This window comes from Candidatus Wallbacteria bacterium, from assembly GCA_028687545.1.
Lineage (GTDB): Bacteria > Muiribacteriota > JAQTZZ01 > JAQTZZ01 > JAQTZZ01 > JAQTZZ01.
The window spans coordinates 13447-29711 of sequence record JAQTZZ010000050.1; the positions used below are offsets into that span (position 1 = coordinate 13447).

General features: G+C 47.8%; 16 protein-coding genes and 1 pseudogene. 2 read left to right on the forward strand and 15 right to left on the reverse strand.

The genetic code is table 11. The features are described 5' to 3' along the window. Window positions 1-158: 158 nt before the first annotated feature. The 4 genes and pseudogenes from PHW04_15510 to PHW04_15525 all read right to left on the reverse strand — a co-directional run bounded on the left by PHW04_15510 (window position 159) and on the right by PHW04_15525 (window position 4093). Entirely contained in the window at window positions 159-1106 is a 948-nt protein-coding gene (locus PHW04_15510) for a glycoside hydrolase family 130 protein (protein ID MDD2717296.1), read from the reverse strand. Further along, the gene (locus PHW04_15515) at window positions 1090-1515 is read right to left on the reverse strand and encodes a phosphomannose isomerase type II C-terminal cupin domain (GenBank protein ID MDD2717297.1); all 426 of its coding nucleotides are present in this window, start codon (window positions 1513-1515) and stop codon (window positions 1090-1092) included. Before PHW04_15515 ends, PHW04_15510 begins: the two co-directional genes overlap by 17 nt. After that, window positions 1501-2424, reverse strand: a pseudogene (locus PHW04_15520) (glycosidase). Before PHW04_15520 ends, PHW04_15515 begins: the two are co-directional and overlap by 15 nt. Before the next feature lie 313 nt (window positions 2425-2737). Next, window positions 2738-4093 carry a clostripain-related cysteine peptidase gene (locus PHW04_15525; protein MDD2717298.1) on the reverse strand — a complete coding sequence of 452 codons (1356 nt, stop codon included), beginning with the start codon at window positions 4091-4093 and terminating at the stop codon, window positions 2738-2740. Between the two features lie 284 nt (window positions 4094-4377). Here PHW04_15525 and PHW04_15530 point away from each other — a divergent pair, with 284 nt between their 5' ends. Continuing rightward, window positions 4378-5847: a type 1 glutamine amidotransferase domain-containing protein gene (locus PHW04_15530; protein MDD2717299.1), complete on the forward strand. Its 1470-nt coding sequence runs from the start codon at window positions 4378-4380 to the stop codon at window positions 5845-5847. Window positions 5848-5887: 40 nt separating this feature from the next. On the opposite strand, the gene PHW04_15535 is transcribed toward PHW04_15530, so the two are convergent. The 4 genes from PHW04_15535 to gpmA all read right to left on the reverse strand — a co-directional run bounded on the left by PHW04_15535 (window position 5888) and on the right by gpmA (window position 12747). Beyond that, window positions 5888-8134, reverse strand: coding sequence for an NB-ARC domain-containing protein (locus tag PHW04_15535; GenBank protein ID MDD2717300.1), 2247 nt, complete (start codon window positions 8132-8134; stop codon window positions 5888-5890). Between the two features lie 6 nt (window positions 8135-8140). Further along, window positions 8141-8860: a tetratricopeptide repeat protein gene (locus PHW04_15540; protein ID MDD2717301.1), complete on the reverse strand. Its 720-nt coding sequence runs from the start codon at window positions 8858-8860 to the stop codon at window positions 8141-8143. Beyond that, window positions 8857-11829 (reverse strand): ChaN family lipoprotein, encoded by a 2973-nt coding sequence (locus PHW04_15545; GenBank protein ID MDD2717302.1) that lies wholly within the window; start codon window positions 11827-11829, stop codon window positions 8857-8859. Before PHW04_15545 ends, PHW04_15540 begins: the two co-directional genes overlap by 4 nt. A gap of 159 nt (window positions 11830-11988) precedes the next feature. Then, window positions 11989-12747, reverse strand: coding sequence for a 2,3-diphosphoglycerate-dependent phosphoglycerate mutase (gene gpmA / locus PHW04_15550; GenBank protein ID MDD2717303.1), 759 nt, complete (start codon window positions 12745-12747; stop codon window positions 11989-11991). A 39-nt stretch (window positions 12748-12786) separates the two neighbouring features. On the opposite strand from gpmA, the gene PHW04_15555 reads away from it, so the two are divergent. Beyond that, window positions 12787-12957 carry a hypothetical protein gene (locus tag PHW04_15555; GenBank protein ID MDD2717304.1) on the forward strand — a complete coding sequence of 57 codons (171 nt, stop codon included), beginning with the start codon at window positions 12787-12789 and terminating at the stop codon, window positions 12955-12957. 4 nt (window positions 12958-12961) lie between these two features. Here the strand turns inward: PHW04_15555 and PHW04_15560 are convergent, their stop codons facing one another. The 7 genes from PHW04_15560 to PHW04_15590 form a co-directional block, all read right to left on the reverse strand. Then, window positions 12962-13189 carry a hypothetical protein gene (locus PHW04_15560; protein ID MDD2717305.1) on the reverse strand — a complete coding sequence of 76 codons (228 nt, stop codon included), beginning with the start codon at window positions 13187-13189 and terminating at the stop codon, window positions 12962-12964. Window positions 13190-13238: 49 nt separating this feature from the next. Beyond that, on the reverse strand, window positions 13239-13547 hold the full coding sequence (locus PHW04_15565; GenBank protein MDD2717306.1) for a nucleotidyltransferase domain-containing protein: 309 nt from the start codon (window positions 13545-13547) through the stop codon (window positions 13239-13241). A gap of 87 nt (window positions 13548-13634) precedes the next feature. Then, window positions 13635-13919: a hypothetical protein gene (locus PHW04_15570; GenBank protein MDD2717307.1), complete on the reverse strand. Its 285-nt coding sequence runs from the start codon at window positions 13917-13919 to the stop codon at window positions 13635-13637. Window positions 13920-14294: 375 nt separating this feature from the next. Then, window positions 14295-14708, reverse strand: coding sequence for a hypothetical protein (locus PHW04_15575; GenBank protein MDD2717308.1), 414 nt, complete (start codon window positions 14706-14708; stop codon window positions 14295-14297). Beyond that, window positions 14701-14964, reverse strand: a complete 264-nt coding sequence (locus PHW04_15580) for a hypothetical protein (protein MDD2717309.1) — start codon at window positions 14962-14964, stop codon at window positions 14701-14703. The genes PHW04_15575 and PHW04_15580 overlap by 8 nt, the downstream gene beginning before the upstream one ends. Before the next feature lie 186 nt (window positions 14965-15150). Next, window positions 15151-15603: a hypothetical protein gene (locus tag PHW04_15585; protein MDD2717310.1), complete on the reverse strand. Its 453-nt coding sequence runs from the start codon at window positions 15601-15603 to the stop codon at window positions 15151-15153. Continuing rightward, window positions 15600-16001, reverse strand: a complete 402-nt coding sequence (locus PHW04_15590; protein MDD2717311.1) for a hypothetical protein — start codon at window positions 15999-16001, stop codon at window positions 15600-15602. Before PHW04_15590 ends, PHW04_15585 begins: the two co-directional genes overlap by 4 nt. Window positions 16002-16265 lie beyond the last annotated feature (264 nt).

Sequence of the window (16265 nt, forward strand, 5' to 3'; positions counted from 1 at the left end):
CACGTCAATTAAAACGAAATTATCACCATGTAAGTATAAGGTGAGGTGTGCTATACCCCAGGATTGGCTGTAGAGGTCAATAAGCGCAGTGATCCTGGAGCATGAAGCCAACATCTGCCGGCCGGAATCCGGCGGCCCGGAAAACCTGCAGGAGTAATTCACCCCAAAGGCGGGCGAGGTTTTGTCAGGCACATCTGGATCAGATCCGAAATCTTTGCGGTTCCGACACACATTACCGAATCTGCGCCTCCCCAGTAAATCTTGATGGTGCCGTCGGCTTCAGCCACTGCACCGCAGCAGAAGACGACATTGTGCACATAACCGGTAATTTCCCATGGGCTTTCCGGCTGAAGTATCCAGTTGTCTGAGACCCCCCTTAACAGCGACGGATCTTTCAAGTCATGCAGCGCTACACCGAGTCTGTAGACCGCTCCATCCATGGTCTTGAAGACACCATGAAAAATATTCAGCCACCCTTCTTCCGTTTTGATGGGAGTCGCACCAGGCCCCACCTTCATTTCATCCCAATGATAGGTCATGGGTTTGATCAGAACCTTGGAATCCCCCCAGTAAATCAGATCAGGCGAGTACGATATCCAGAGAGACCAGGGAGATATTTCCGAGTGAGGGCGGTCGAGTCGGACATAACGATTGTTGATTTTCTCCGGAAACAAGACCACATTCCGATAATCAGCCTGAGTAATCAGGGAGATCCTTTCCAGTTTTTCAAAATCTTTTGTGCTGGCCAGGGCGATCCGCACTCCATGTTTGGAGTAAGCGCTGTAGGTGATGAAATATTCGCCGTTTATGGCGCAGATGCGGGGATCTTCCACCCCGCATTCTTCATAAGATTTGAACGGTTCTGTTCCTGCAGGGACAATGAAAGGCGCAGACCTTGCTTTGAACTGCAGCCCGTCATCGCTTTCCGCGATTCCGATCACAGACCTTCCGTTGCACAGGTGTGATCTGAACAGCATGATGTATTTTTTCCCATGTTTAACCACCCCAGCATTGTGAACAGTCTCCACCGGATAAGGTATGTCCAGCTTGGTCAGAATCGGATTCTTCTCATAACGTCTGACGATCGGTCTACTTGGCTCTCCCATAATCATCCTCCCCTCTTTCGATATCATCTTCTCCAAAATATTCACCAGTCTGGACCTCGACGAAAACCATGTCTGCAGCCCCTGTGTTCTGAATGCGATGCCATGATTTAACTGGAATGTCAACAGCCTGTCCGGACGCAAGCGGGATTTCCCGGCCATCAAGCACCACTTTTGCCTGTCCCTTGATCACATACCAGTGTTCAGATCGCCGGAAATGGCGCTGTAAACTCAAGCGCTGATCAGGATAGACAGTGATCCTTTTCAGCTTGTGATCCGGATTGTCGGAAATCACTTCGTAAAATCCCCATGGTCTCCGATTCCCACTGAAATCCTGCTGGTCGATTTCATGCCTTCCAGCCTGATTGACAGTTTCAGCGCTGTGAGTATGCAGGCCAAGCCATTCCAGCAATTCGGCTATGTCTGCAGTAGCGAGGCAGATGCATTTGTCGGCACCGCCATAATACAGGTTGAGTTTTTTACCGTCAGAAACGCAGCCGTTGGAGAATACCACCTTATCGACATCACCCGTCATTTCATAGCTCTCTTCAGGCGCAAAAACCCATTCGTCGGAGCGGGCCAGCAATTTTCTCGGATCTTTCAGATCCAGCAGTGCCAGACCAAGGCGGTAAATACATCCGCTGACAGTTTTTTTTACGCCGTGATAAATAATCAGCCATCCTTTTTCCGTCAGGACCGGCGGCGGTGAAGCGCCTATTTTCCCGGCATCCCACCAGGCCCCGTCGCGTGCCGGAATCAGAAGCTGGTGATTCCCCCAATGTGTCATGTCCGGACTGAATGAGATCCAGATATGTGCGCCTGAGGATCCAGTAACAGGCCGATGCAGCATTGCCCATTGACCGTTGAATCTGACTGGAAACAAAGAGACATCCTTGTTTTCAGGCGGCAGTATGATCCCTTTGCGGTCGAACTTTTTGAAATCTCTGGTACAGGCCAGGGAGACCAGGGGGCCGCAACTGGAATAAGAAGTGTAAACGATCGTCCATAATCCCATTTCTTCCAGATAAGTAATTCTGGGATCCTCTATTCCCCAGCTTTCTTCCGGATAAGATTCAGGACACTCCAATAAGGTGGGCTCAGGGTCAATCCGCCAGCCGGTAATACCATCACGACTTCTGGCTGCGGTCAGATGAGAAATGCCTCTGCGATCCTCGGTCCTCATCAGCAGCAATGTTTCGTTTTCAATGCTGGTCGCTCCGGCATTGAAAACCGAATTGATCCGATACGGAATGTCTTTGGCAGTAATCAGTGGATTCGATTTACAGCGGGTAAAAAGCTCACTGAAAGATTTAGCGGTCATTTTCCCCCCGGGCGGTATAATATGATACAGAAATTTGAGTCTGTCAAATTTTAGTAGTGTGCAGCCAAATATTTAACCGAAGCTTTGATTTGTGGCGGGTCCTGCACAACAGTTACTTTTGTGCCGAGCAACGCGAAGGGATCAAAAGTTACTGTTGTTCACCCCACAAGGAGCTCTTTAACTTGCAACGGAAAATTTGCCATACTCAAGATACTAATATATTACATCTACCTAGTAATTTTTTCCACAGAAGAAAGCACCCGGTAAAAGATTGTTCCAGGTTTTTATAGATGGACATTCAGGAAAAGTGTTCCTACAGACTGTTCAAAAACCCGCTCCAGCCAGTCTCTTTATTGAAATCCAGCTCTGAATATTCAGGGGCAATTTTATCCTGATAGATTTCCGCTTCACTGCTGGAGAGGGGAAGCAGCAGAATGGAAGTGGCGAATCCGGGATCAACCTGGTGGAAATTGTCACAATGCTTTAGTGCCGCGTTTTTCAGGCCTGCGCTGATTCTGTCTTTGATTGCTCCAATCTGTCTGCCGAAATCCGTTGATGCCCTGTCTGTCGAGGAGGCTGCCTGCATTTCGAGTCCGCTCAACAACGATTCCAGATCCACATATGCGCATTTCCCTGAGGAATACTCATAAAAAAGGGGGCATCCGGTCCTCACTTCAGCCAGATCACGCCTGAGATCGGCACCTGGAGCGGAAAGCCGGGCTGTCAGGCAATCGGTCAGTTCTCTGAAATCGGGAATCGTCGAGCGCAGTCTGGATAAGTCCCAGCAGGAAATTTCGAACTGGGCACCCGGCATACCATTCACCAGGATCATGTTTGTGTTTCTAATGCTTTCATATACTGCAGTCGCCATTTCGAGAGGCTCCATGATCCCGTTTCTCCGCTTCAGTTCATCAAGGAAAAATGTATCAAAAAAGTCCTCTCTCTGCTTTGGCTTGGAAAAACCGGCCTTCTGGGTTGTTTCTGTGGCTATCATATAATCGAAAAAGCTGCTGAACATGGTCGCGCACTCGATCCCGTTCATCAGGCAGGAACGGAAAGCCAGGACATCGATTTTTTTGTCGCCCAAGACTTTTTGCAGGCAGGATGAAGCATCAGACATCGAAAGCGAATCATTATTTCCATAATCAATCCCGAAAGAGCGGCTTTTTTCAAAGCTGCCAGGGCCTGAGGTGGTCAGGACGCCTGTGCCGTGGCCCTGGATGAAGAGCAGGCGATGTTTCGCAGGGTACTGCATGGCCCAGGTCAGAAAATCTGCGAAAACCGCGGGATCACCCATGTTCTGATTTGGCAGAACAGCCCGCACCTGCAGTTTACCGTCGGCAAGACAGTATCTTTTGGACTGGAGATTGTGGCAATGGCGGTAATCCACCTGCGCCACCACATGCACGAATTTTTCAAGACTTACATCCAGCATGTCTACCAGCTCCTGGATGAAAAAAGTCTCCAGAGGTTCCCCGCCTTCCAGTGAACTGTAAATCATTACACACCACTCTGTCTGCTGCTGTTCTTCAGGTGACACTTCAGAAGTCACTTCAAAAGATTTCAGAGCTGTAGGAAGGTCATGATCATAGATCAGCTGCATGATGCTGGCGGAATGGCACTGGAAAAAGGCCATGATCAATGCGATTATGGTGATTCTGCTGAACATTTTGTTTTTCCTCCAGACTTCAATCCTGATAATCTAATAATGCAGGAATTAACCGGTGAATCCAGTTACAATCTGCTGCAGAGACATGAACGGGGAATATGAAATTGATCTAATGTAGGGTTGCACATGGGTTTTAATCTGTAGGGGCAACGCTCGCCGTTGCCCGTTCTCCCGTTGGAGAACCGAATTATGGTTCGGGCACCCGCAAGGGGTGCCCCTACAGGATTTATTCTCCAGCCCGTTTATGATAAAATTGTGGAAATCAACCGTTTAAAGGAGAAAGCATGACAAATAAGATCATTGTACTGTTTCTGGTTGCGCTGTTCTCGTTATGCCTGCAGGCAGCAGGACAAGGTATAAATGTCCTGATAGTAGTCACAAGTTATGACGGACTCCTGGCCCCAGGGCATTATACAGGTTACTGGGGTGAAGAGCTTTTTACGCCTTATGAGATATTCAAATCTGCCGGATTCAACGTGACACTGGCATCCCCGAAAGGCGGCAGGCCTCCGCTTGATCCTGCGAGCAGCAATCCGGAAATAGATCAGCTGGTCAAAAGCTGGAAAATGCGAAAGACGCTGGACCGGACGATACCTCTCTCTGAAGCCAGGCCGGAAAATTACGATGCAATGTTCATTGTAGGCGGGCACGGGGTGCTGTTTGACCTGGTCGACAACAGGGATCTGGCGCGAGTGGTGAGAGGCATGGCTGCAAAAGGGAAGGTGATTTCAGCTGTCTGCCACGGCCTTGCAGCTCTGGTAAACATCAAAGGAACAAATGGTTTACCCATACTGGCCGGCCATGAAGTGACCGGATTTTCAGCAGCTGAGGAAAAGGCAGCCGGCCTGCTGGAAGCTGTGTCTGCCTCGCCGCTAAAGGATCAGCTTGAATCCAGGCTGAATGAAGTCAGCGGTGGCGGATATTCCTGCGGTCCGGAATGGCTTCCCAAAGTGACTGTCAGCGGCAACTTTGTCACAGGACAGAATCCTGGATCCTCTAAATTGACTGCCCTGACTGTCAAACAACTGCTGACCAGGACATGGTTCGTAAGCACTGCCTCTAAAATCCAGATTTGTTATTTTGACGGCTTTACTCCTCAGGCAATCACTCAGTCTGATAAAAAGACAGATCTCATACCGCTGCACACTGACAGACTGCCAGAAGTCAACAAATGGACTCTGTCTGATGCGCTGGCATCCAGATTTCCCCTTCCCGTATATCCGGAACCTGATAAGCAATTCGTGCTTCTGAAGTATTATCAATATCCGGCAGCTTTCGATTTAGGGAAAACAGTCAAAGCTTTCTGGGAACCTTTCGATCTTGGCAGCGCCTATCCAGGAACTTATCTGCTTTCCACCCTTCAAAACCCTGGTAATGTCCTGATCAAGAGAACAGCCATCGGATCAGTAAAGAGACAATTCGGGGATTTTTCCATTTCCCAGGATGAACTTGATTCCCATATTCCGTATGCCTCGATTTTCATCTCAACTGTAGGAAGCTTACCAGAAGGACTGTCCGCTCTGCAGCGGAGGGACTGGTATATCAAAGGTTTGAAGACTTTCCGCGAAGAAATCTGTGCCTTTTTTTTCAAGAATGAAGCAGTGAACGTGGGTCAGGTCGCTGCGATTCCTCCTGGTTTTTTCCCCCATCCTGAAGGCAATCAAAAATATGTCGCCGGATTTCTGCCGATCTATTACAAGAAACAAGGTGAAGCAGGATACAGAGTTTTTGAAATACTGGCCTGGGGTAAGTAAGACACTGAAGTCACCCGGGTTTTCGGAAAAACGGAATTCCTTAATTCCGCTTTTTCGGCAGGCGCTTCCTGTACCAGAGGAATTCATCCCTGAACTTCTTCCTGGCTTTTTGAGGGAATTTCCCCATTATTTTCCTGGCTTCCAGGAGTTCCATCCTGGCTGCAGCTGAATTCCTGCTCAATCTGTACGTCTGAGCAAGGAAGTAAGAAGTGAATGCCTTGAGTTTGGGATGTGACCCTTCGGAAGCGTATTTATTGATTCTTTCCAGATCTGAGTGAGCTGTCTGAAGATTACCGGTGATCAGTCTGAGCAGGGAGTAATAAAATCTGGTCCAGGACTCAGCCAACTGGTCGCCTGCAGTCTGGAAAATAAAGAGAGCGGCTTTGAAATGGATTTCAGACTGGCTGAAATCCTCCATTCTCATGAGCAGTTCGCCCAGCTGGCTGTGCATGTAACCTGTAAGAAAAGTCCAGTGATTCTTTTCCGCCGATTCCAGGGCAGTCATTTTTTCTTCCAGAGCTTCAGCGTGTTTTCCGCTGAGAAGAAAGATTTCTCCGAGCAGATTGCGGCTGAAAGCCAACCCCTGCTCATCGCCGATGATTTTCTGTTCTTCCATAGCCTGTGAAAGATAGCGTCTGGCATGTGCAATATCCAGGAGTTCGACACTGAACAGGGCCAGGTTGAACAAGGCAGCTCCATGCAAAGATCCGCTCTTATCCCTGTAGATCCGTTCGATTTTCAGCGTCAGGTCAAGGGCCTGTTTGAAATTTCCCCTGTAATACAAAAACATTGCATAATCGGAATAGTATCTGGCCAGGCGGATATCCGGAATTCTCGTCAGGTCCTCCGCTTGGATCAGGGCATGTAATTCAGCCGCACGGGTAATGTTTCCGAGCCGGCTGTGGCAGGCGGCAAGATTCGACAGCAGGTTGAATTGCATCCTTATGCAGTTGTCTGAATTCAGATTACTTTCATAACGTTCAACTGCTTCGTTTAGCCGGGATTGAAGCTGAAGTGATCTCGCCTCAAGGATCTTCCTTACTCCGGCATCGGCTTTACTGATGAACTCGTCAGCTTTTTTGAAATCTTTGCTGTGCATCAACAGCTCGGCGCGTGCTTCAAGCAGTTCTGCCCTGCGATGGTCCGACCATTTCAGGGTTTCGTCCAAAAGGGTGTCCAGACCGCTGATGAAATTTCCCAGCATAAAAACTCCGTCGCAAAGGCGCAGCAGTAAGTCTGCAGACTTCTGATGCTCGTTCAAAGTGCGAAAGAGGCGGCAGGCTTCCATCAGAAGCCTGGGTCTGAAGGTCCTGGAGGAAGAAAAATGCTCGGCCAGTTTAAGCGTGATGGCGCTCAATTCATGGAAGTCCATCATGGAAATTACTAGAGGACGGAGCAGGTCGTGAAAGAAGACTTCTGCCGAGCGGGTTTCCAGCAGATATTTTTCCGAAAGCTTCTGAAGCGATTCTTTCGCTTCAAATGAGAGAGGAAGATCCCCGGGTGTCACTGGATGGTTTAAAAGAGAAAGCTGCTTCAGGATTTCGCGCTCTTCAAGATCCAGTTTCAGCCAGATGATGTTCATCAGATGCTGCTCACGTTCGAGCGGAAAATCCGGATCTGAAAGCAGAGAATGAACTGTGACTTCTCCGCTGAGCAGACTGCTCAAAAAGAGTTTAAAAGACAAAGGAGATCCGCCGATGTAGGAAAAAAGCAGCTCGAACTGTTCTGCGCTCAGGGCAGCAAAGCCATGCTTTTCAAGCATCCGGGTCAGAAGATTTAAAGACGATTCCCGGGAAAGACAATTCAGCTGAAAATTCAACAAAGCGCTATACTCGCGCGGGTTAGGCCTGCTGCTTGTCATGAAAAGACGGGACTGCCTGAATCTCAACAGGCAGCTTTCGATGAAGCCAGCCCTTATTTCTTCAGGCAGGAACTGGCAGTCGTCGATAATGACTGTGTACATTCTATTTTCAATAAATTCGGCCAGAGTCAGCAGATTTTTATCTGCGTTTCCAGTCCATTTATCGCCTGACATCTCTCTGATGGCCTGAATGATCTCAGTACAGAATTCCGCTTCACCTTCACCTCTATAGGCGCGTGTCCAGAGCACTCTTTCAAAGCGTGCCTTTTCCTGCGAAAGCCGGTGAGCCAGGTCTAATGCCAGAGTGGTTTTTCCAACTCCGGCCTGGCCGGAAATCAGAATTACACGTTTTTTTGGCAGCAGCGACATGATTTCAGAGATTTCATGTTCCCTGCCGGAAAAAAAGGGTGATCTGGAAGGCAGCATGAAGCGCTACTTCCTTACTGTATTGCCGGGTTTGAATCTCAGCAGTTCTTCCGCCAGTAACCCCGACATTTTCCTGACAATTTCCAATTCACTGTTCGCTGAATTTCTGTTATTTATGATCAGATACAGTTCATACATGTTTTTATGCGGCAGCGGATCGTGAGGGTTGAGCTGGGCTGCTGCTTTATATGCCTGGATAGCCTCCGGATATTCATGAAGGTCATAGCAGCAGTTACCGAAATTATACGCCGCCTGATAATCAGCTGGATTCAGTTCCAGGGCGCGAGCATAAGATTTCCTCGCTTCTGAATACAGTTCAAGCTTGAAAAATGCGTTCCCAAGATTATACCAGGCTTGTTCGAATCCTGGTGAGATGTCTATGGATTTCTGATAGGCTCCGGCTGCGTCTGCGAATCTATGCTGGTCATAAACAGCATTGCCCAGATTATACCAGGGCTCAGCATATTCCGGATCCAGCCCGATAGCCTTTTTAAAGCAGGCGAGGGCCATCGGATAGTCAAAGAGAGCGAGACGAGCGTTACCCAGATTGTTGTAAGCTGCAGCTGAAGGGTATGCTGCAATGGCTCTCTCATAGGCCAAAGCGGCTCTGGTATAGTCCCCCTTTGAATACAGTTGATCTGCAAGTGTGAGATCCCCTGTAAATTCATCAGCCCTTGCACCTGAACAATACAGAATGAAAACGAGCCCTAACAGCTTGATCTTCATTCAATCTCCAGCGGACTTTTACCTGACAGGATCTCGCCTGAAACAAGGGGTTTACCGGACTGGGATTCCAGGTCGAAAACATAATATGAACAGTCTGAATACATGGCAAGATTTCGCACAGGTTTCACCGCATCCAGGCTGTTGCAGTAGTAAAAAGAAATCAACTTCTCGGCTTGGAATGGATTCCGGATTGTCACCAGACCTGACTGCAGATTTTTACCGTATAAAACGCTGTTCAGAGTAAAGCCGAATTTATTATAAGAGAAAATCCCTGTCAGTTTGGAGCTGATCAGGTTGAGACCTGGATTGTTTTCCAGGTTTCCCAGCAGGAATAGATCCTGCTCCAGGTCTGACTGCTTGAACTCTGAAGCTTTCCTGACCAGGCAGTTTTCTCCACCCAGAGCTTTCGCGAATTCCAGGAAACGTTCATGCTCCTGTCCTTCATCAGGAATAATGATCAGCGGTTTCCTCTCCAGGGTCATTGAGAGTGAAAGCGGATATTCTTCAGGATAAACTTTGCGCAGCACATGAAAATCAGGGTCTATGGAAGCTGAAATGATGGCTGTACTGGACTCGAAATAGACATGTTTGCTTTTCTGCTCCATTTCTATGATCCGCTCGTTGGGCTTTGGGGAGTTAAAAACTACAGGGATGTTGATGTGATAGACTTCACCTGTAAAGCAGAGATCAAATTCAATCGCCTTATCCGTTTTATTCAGTTTTTCAAATTTGAAATCAGGAGCACCCTTGCGCAGCAGCCATTCCTCAAAAACCTGATTGAGATCCCGGGAGCCCTCATAGTTTTTAAGAAAGGAATTTCTGAGCTGCTGCCAGCCGGCATAGCGACCGCTGCAGCTCTCTGTGAAATGACGCACGGAATTCATGAATTTATCGTCTCCGCAGATCCTGCGCAGGTGGTGGAGGAACATCGCACCTTTATTGTATCCGATCAGGGCGTCATTCCGGTCATTCTGGGTTTTGAAATCATTGAGCGGATAGTCCTCTCCTGGTTTGATCTCTGAATATTCCATCACAGTCCTGCGCCGCCAGTCACGGGCTCCTTTTTCGCCGTCGTTACATTCAATCCAGTAATAATTCGCAAAATAGGTTGTGAGAGCTTCGCACCAGTTTCCGCTCTCTGGATCCGGGAAAACGCAGTTGCCCCACCAGGAATGCACCAGCTCATGCGCCAGCACTCCCGGGTCGCGCAGCACGAACAGCATTTTGGGATTCAAAAGCTGAGGCGCGAGTACCGTGAAAGTAGGCATCCCGAATCCTGAAGGGAAGAAATTTTCCACCACATCGTATTTTTGATAAGGGAAAGTGCCGATCGTTTTTTCATAGAATTCAAGGTAACTTTTCAACATCGGCAGGATCTCGTCCGCAATCTGGGCGTGATCAGGAGCCAGATAAGTCGAGAGTGCCACTTTGCCGGCCTGCAGGGTCTGGCAGCGGAAATTGCCTGCCACCAAGGTCAGGCCGTCGAAAGGTTTATCAGAATCCCAGCTGGAGATTTCACGGGATTCTGTGATTTCGCGCTTGACAGTGTCACCCTGAGTGACCACAGTCAATGTCGTGGGAACCGAGATTCTCGCTGTGAATCTGGACAACTCGTTTTCCACGTATGGATACCAGCCGCAGGATGCGGGCAGGAAAACACCTTCATTGATTGCGCAGGAAATCATGCCTGGCGTGAAGTCGTGTGTCTGGTTAAGCTTGCGTCCCTGCAGGGGTTCGTAGATCTTCCCGGAATATCTGACCAGAAAGTTTTCCAGAGGTTTGTCAGCAGCTGGAGTCACAGCCACGACTATATAGTCGTCCTTCAATTCCATGGTCATCCGGAGATCGTTTTGGATCTCCACGCTGCCGTAAGGCAGGCTGTCTGTCTCGATCGTTCCTACTGTCAGACCCTTATAAAGGTAGAAAAAGAAAGGGCTTCTGGTAGGAGATTCAAGCACTACCCTGTCCTGGGCTTCGATCCGATTCTCAACAGGATACAGCGCGGCATCGATGTAATGAGATTTGATCCGCACTTGATTCTGATTCTTGAACATTCTGGCTGTGGAAAGCTTGTCACCCTCGGACTTGCGTTCACAGAAAATCACGAAATCGCCGAGCATTCTGGTTTTCGGATCGAGCTTCGCAATTTTGGGATCGTCCACAGGTACGATGGAAACTACGGTTATTTCCAGGGAACCGTTGAGAAGTGAGAGACGCTGTGGAGTGCCGAGACGTTCGTCCGAATGGAAGTCCCCGTTGAACTGCACGATCTTTTTTCCGGGATTCGCTGAGAGGTATTGGAAGATCGACTCTGCCATGGTGTCATCCTTGATGCACTGGGCATTGTACATGCTCTTGAACATCTGCCCCATCCCTCTCGCACCTTTCTCCCCCATCTGAGCTTTCATGGTTTCCAGGAATTTCTCGTAATATCTGTCTTCCGGAGCCAGCAGCTGGTGGCTGACCAGGGCGGCTTCTTCTGTTGAGAGTTTTTTCAGGACTTCAGGCCCCTGTTTAGCGACCATGGAAGCGTATTGCCTGGGAATGTTGGCAGCCAGGACATGGAGGCCGCTCTCTTTAGCGGATTCGACCAGCGGCCTGTAATCAGTCATGTAATTGGGCCAGGGGCGGCTGTCTGAGAGGAAGACTTCCTCGGAAATTTCACCCTTGAGATACTTTTCCAGAGTGTCCTGGACATCGCGCTCGAACATTTCCAGGGACAGATTCCAGGATTTGCTGAGCCCGGTCAGCTGCCGGAAAATTTCCAGTTCCAGCTGATGCGTGACCAGGTCGTCGTGATTTTCGCCTACAAAGACTACATCTGCCTGATTCAGCTGCAGCACAGCTTCTGACAGTGTGATCCTGTTGCCGGTCTTGGTCTCAAAGACAGTCACGCTGTCGGCAACCGGTTCGGCTGCTTGCAAAAGGTTTGCCAGCAGAACTACTATGAAAACTGCGATTTTTATCATACACCCCTCATTGAATAGGATTTATCGATATTTTACAGAAAAATAGGTAAAAATGATAGACCAATCATAGGGGCACCCCTTGCGGGTGCCCGAACTGCAACGAAATAAATCAAATCGCCTGGTGAACGGGCAACGGCAAGCGTTGCCCCTACAGGGAAATCATTTTCCTGCCTCTTTTACCTTGGCCTGATTTTTGACTTCATTCACAGCAGCTTCCAGTTTGGCGGCGTCTCCCAGATAATAATGCTTGATCGGCTGAAGTTTTTTATCCAGTTCATAGACCAGAGGAATGCCAGTCGGAATGTTCAGTTCAGTGATTTCAGCTTCAGACACATTGTCCAGCATCTTGACCATGGCGCGCAGGCTGTTGCCGTGGGCAGAAACCAGGAGTTTTGTGCCTTTCTTGAGGTGTGGCACCAGTTCCTCGTCCCAGAGCACTTTCACGCGGTCCAGTGTAATCTTCAGGCTCTCTGTGAGCGGCAGTTCCTTGTCAGTCAGGCCGCTGTATCTTGCGTCCTTTCCAGGATAGCGCGGATCGTTCTTGTTCAGTTCAGGGGGCGGGACATCATAGCTGCGTCTCCAGAGAAAAACTTTCTGCTCCCCGTATTCCTTGGCAGTCTCTGCCTTGTTGAGTCCCTGCAGGGCTCCGTAATGGCGCTCGTTCAATCTCCAGCGGTTCACGATCGGCAGATACATCCGATCCATGGCTTCCAGTGACAGCCAGGTGGTCTTGACTGCGCGTTTCAGAACAGATGTATAGACCAGGTCGAATTCATAACCTTCTGACTTGAGGGTGCGGCCGGCTTCGATTGCCTCTTTCACGCCGCGCTCTGTGAGGTCCACGTCGGTCCAGCCTGTGAAGCGGTTCTCCAGATTCCAGGTGCTCTGCCCGTGCCTTAGAAGAACGAGTTTGATCATGATTATCTCCTTGATTTGATTTTCACCCATAATTTTATCTTGAGTTCGCCAATTCTTCAAACGATAAACAGGGTAAATAGATTGAGATGGCGGCACAAATCCCTGATCCCGCCGCTGATCCTGCACATGGACAACAACTCGATCCCTGCAGCCATCACTGCTGCCTATTCTCTCATGTACTGGATGACAGGGTTCAAGCCAGAACCATAAAAAATCACTTGGGGGATTTTTTAGCCAGCTTGTTCTGGACTGATTTCAGATCATTTTCGGAAATTGTCAGCTCAATATGGCGGCAATCCAGACAAACCAGCGGAACCGGATTGAACAGGACATCGCTCAGCTGGTACCATTTGCAGTTCTTGTTTTCGACTTTAACGGTGGTAAATCCTGACAATTTTGCAGTCATAACATTTTCAGAACCGCACTTAATGCATTTACCCATGCTCACCTCCGATTTCCTGGATTAACTATTACACTCTTTTGCTTTATTCTTAATGCTTTTCATAAAGCAGTTTACCTTCCAGCCAGGCCGGTCTGGCGATTGTGCCTGGGATTTCCCTGTCTGTCTCGAATTCATCTCTGGTAAGAATCACAATGTCGCGTGCAAGTCCCAGGCCTTTGAGGGATCTGTCCATTTCCAGAACCATCTTGCGCCGGTTGCCGTTCACAGGCATGATCACAAGCAGATCCATGTCGCTTTTTTCATCGGCAGTGCCTCTGGCCCATGAGCCGAAAAGAATGATCTGCTCTGGATCGAAAACAGACAGGCGGGAAACAATTGAATCAAAAATATTCTGCATGCAGATACTCTCATTGTTCAATGATAAATGCATTTTACAGTTTATCACATTTCAGTTTTTATTCCCAGGCCATTTTATCTCCATTCGCTAATCTAAAGCTCTGGCTCTTTTTTTAGCTTTTTTGTTTTCTTCAACAGATTTATCCAAAATTTTAAACACTTCACCCATTTCATCCTTGTCAAACACTCTCAAATTAATATACATGGGTTTGACACCTTTGGAATAGACCTTGATTTCGGCTCTTACGAATGGTTTGAATCTGTCGCTGTATGTACGTTCTGCGAACAGAGATTTGTATTTTTTTATATCAGAAAGAAAAAACCTCCTTGTCCTGATAAGAAGGGATCTGTATGTAATCTCATCTTCTGTCATGGTAATTTTAAATGCCCACAGCCACATTACAAAGATTAATGCCCAGCATGCTATAAAGACCATTAATTTGATCCATTCAAGATTAAAAGTTCTGTGCCAAATTCCGGCTGCAATGACCAGAGTAAAGAAAGCCGTCGAAATCCCCAGGACAATATCATACGACCTTTTACTTGCCCTTAAAACAATGATCTTGTATCTAACGAATCCAGAGAAGAAAACGGGGCTGCCTTACTCATCTGTCTCCCCTTTCCGCCGGGCTGGAATTAAACCATATCGTCACCATCAGAGGTCGTTCCTCAGCAGCAAAGTCCCGCGTAATCGCTTTCCAAAGTGCAATTTTCAAGACCTGACGCCAAAATCTGACGAATCTCCACCTTACTCTTTAGCGATCATGGCTTTAAAGCTTTTCCAGATATTAGGAATATCTTCTGCCAGGACAATGACTTTATCTTCCTGCAGCATGAATCCGTAAGAATGAACGAAAAAATGGCGGAAGCCAAGATATTTGAACAGTTCTCCGCATAAAGCTTCTGCAATGATCCCTTTTTCAACTGAGGCCAGCAGCAGCTCTCTGTGCCAGGACTGACCGGCAGCGATTTCCCTGCCTTGATCTTTCAGGGTCTGCTTGAGGATGTTTTCAATTCCATTATAAATATTATGAAGAAATGTAGCGATTGCGGCAAGTTCGATAACTGTCTTGGGAGATTTGCCCAGAGCTTTGGAAAGATTCCCAAGAGATATTTCCACATTTTCAATTTCCGCTGAAATCCGTTCGTTGAGGCTAACCATAGATTTTGGCACCATGTCGGCGCACGAGACGGGTAAAAGAAGTGTCATCTGAAAGATCGACCAGATCGACTGGCATCTGGCAGTTACGGAATAACTCGCCGTAGAATTCAAAGAAAAGTTCAGGGGCGATTCCCGAAACTCCAAGATCAATATCCTCAGGATGGGAGTCTTCAAGGGACGAACCGAAAAGAAACAATTCCCGGACATGATACTTCTCGGCAAGGCTCAGGATGATTTTCTTTTCGCTGTCTGTCATTTTCTTTCCATATTGGTGATTAAAGTAATTATAATCTCTGTTAGGCTCAGATTCAAGGCAATCCTGGTCACAGCTTTCGTTGTCTTCAGAGTAGACTTCCCAGCCACCATGTCAGGCACAGTTGTTTCCAAACGCTGATTTTCAAGACTTGAACCTAGTTCTTATCACATGAGGATTTATCTCATTTTAGGAAGTAAAGAAAGCAATGAAATATTTCACCAACTCCTTTATTTTATAATTCCAAATTAGATGACTGATAACTGCTATAGTGAAACAACATACCGTTGCAAATGAATAAGCCATTACACCGATTAGGGTAAAAGGATCACGGGTTACACAACATAACAAAGTAAGTAAAAAACAAATGACTGTCGGAATACACCAAAAAATAAACCAACCCCAGCATTTTATTCCATAGGGAATAGAGTTTTTTCCGGGTTCCGCTCCTGCCTGCTGAGTCAAGTCTAATCCTTCAGACGGTCTTTTTTCGAGTTGAATACCACCTTCAATTGTTTCATTACCGGTATCTTGATTATCCATTTCCATGATGGCAGCTTTTTTGCGCGCCTTACTGCACAAGCCGCACTTCTTTTCCTGTTCGAGATTGATCTCCCCGCAACCGCATTTCCAGACTTTCATTCTTCCGCCTTTTCATCATTCCCTTCCCCATCGTCCGGGCTGGATTTTTGGTTATGAAAATCGCTGTCCCCTTTTTCCTTCTGTTGATCCGTATCATCGTCAATTACAGCGATCGAATTCAGCATGCTGCTGACAAAGCCGCAGATCACTGCTGTGACGAGCGTATTGAAGAGCACGACTGCCCCTGCCAGCAGAATACCTTCACCGGTTTCCAGCTTCCTCCCGCTGACTGATACGATCAGCGACGGGGCTCCGCTGTATATGAACGATGAAATAATGGATCCAATTATGCCGCCCACCACGGCTCCTGCCGCAAAAGCGATAACCGGCGATTTTGCATTGATGCCTGAGAGAAATCTGCAAGTGGCCACAGCTAATGGAATAATGCAAAGAGCCATAACAAACCCGAGGAATGATTGAAAAGTATTTTCCAAAGTGGTACAAGAGACGCAGCTGTAACAAAGAAATCCGCAGATACCAATTACAACGCCGAACTTGTCGGTCAGATCCTTATATTCCGCCCTGGTAATTGGCCCTGACCGTTTCAAGATAAACATTTTCATCCTTACCAGCCTGAAGGATCAGGCATGATTTCAATCTATTCGTCTAAAGCACCGGGCCGCATTTTGTCATCCGTCATTTCTAGGTCTACAACCCCTTTT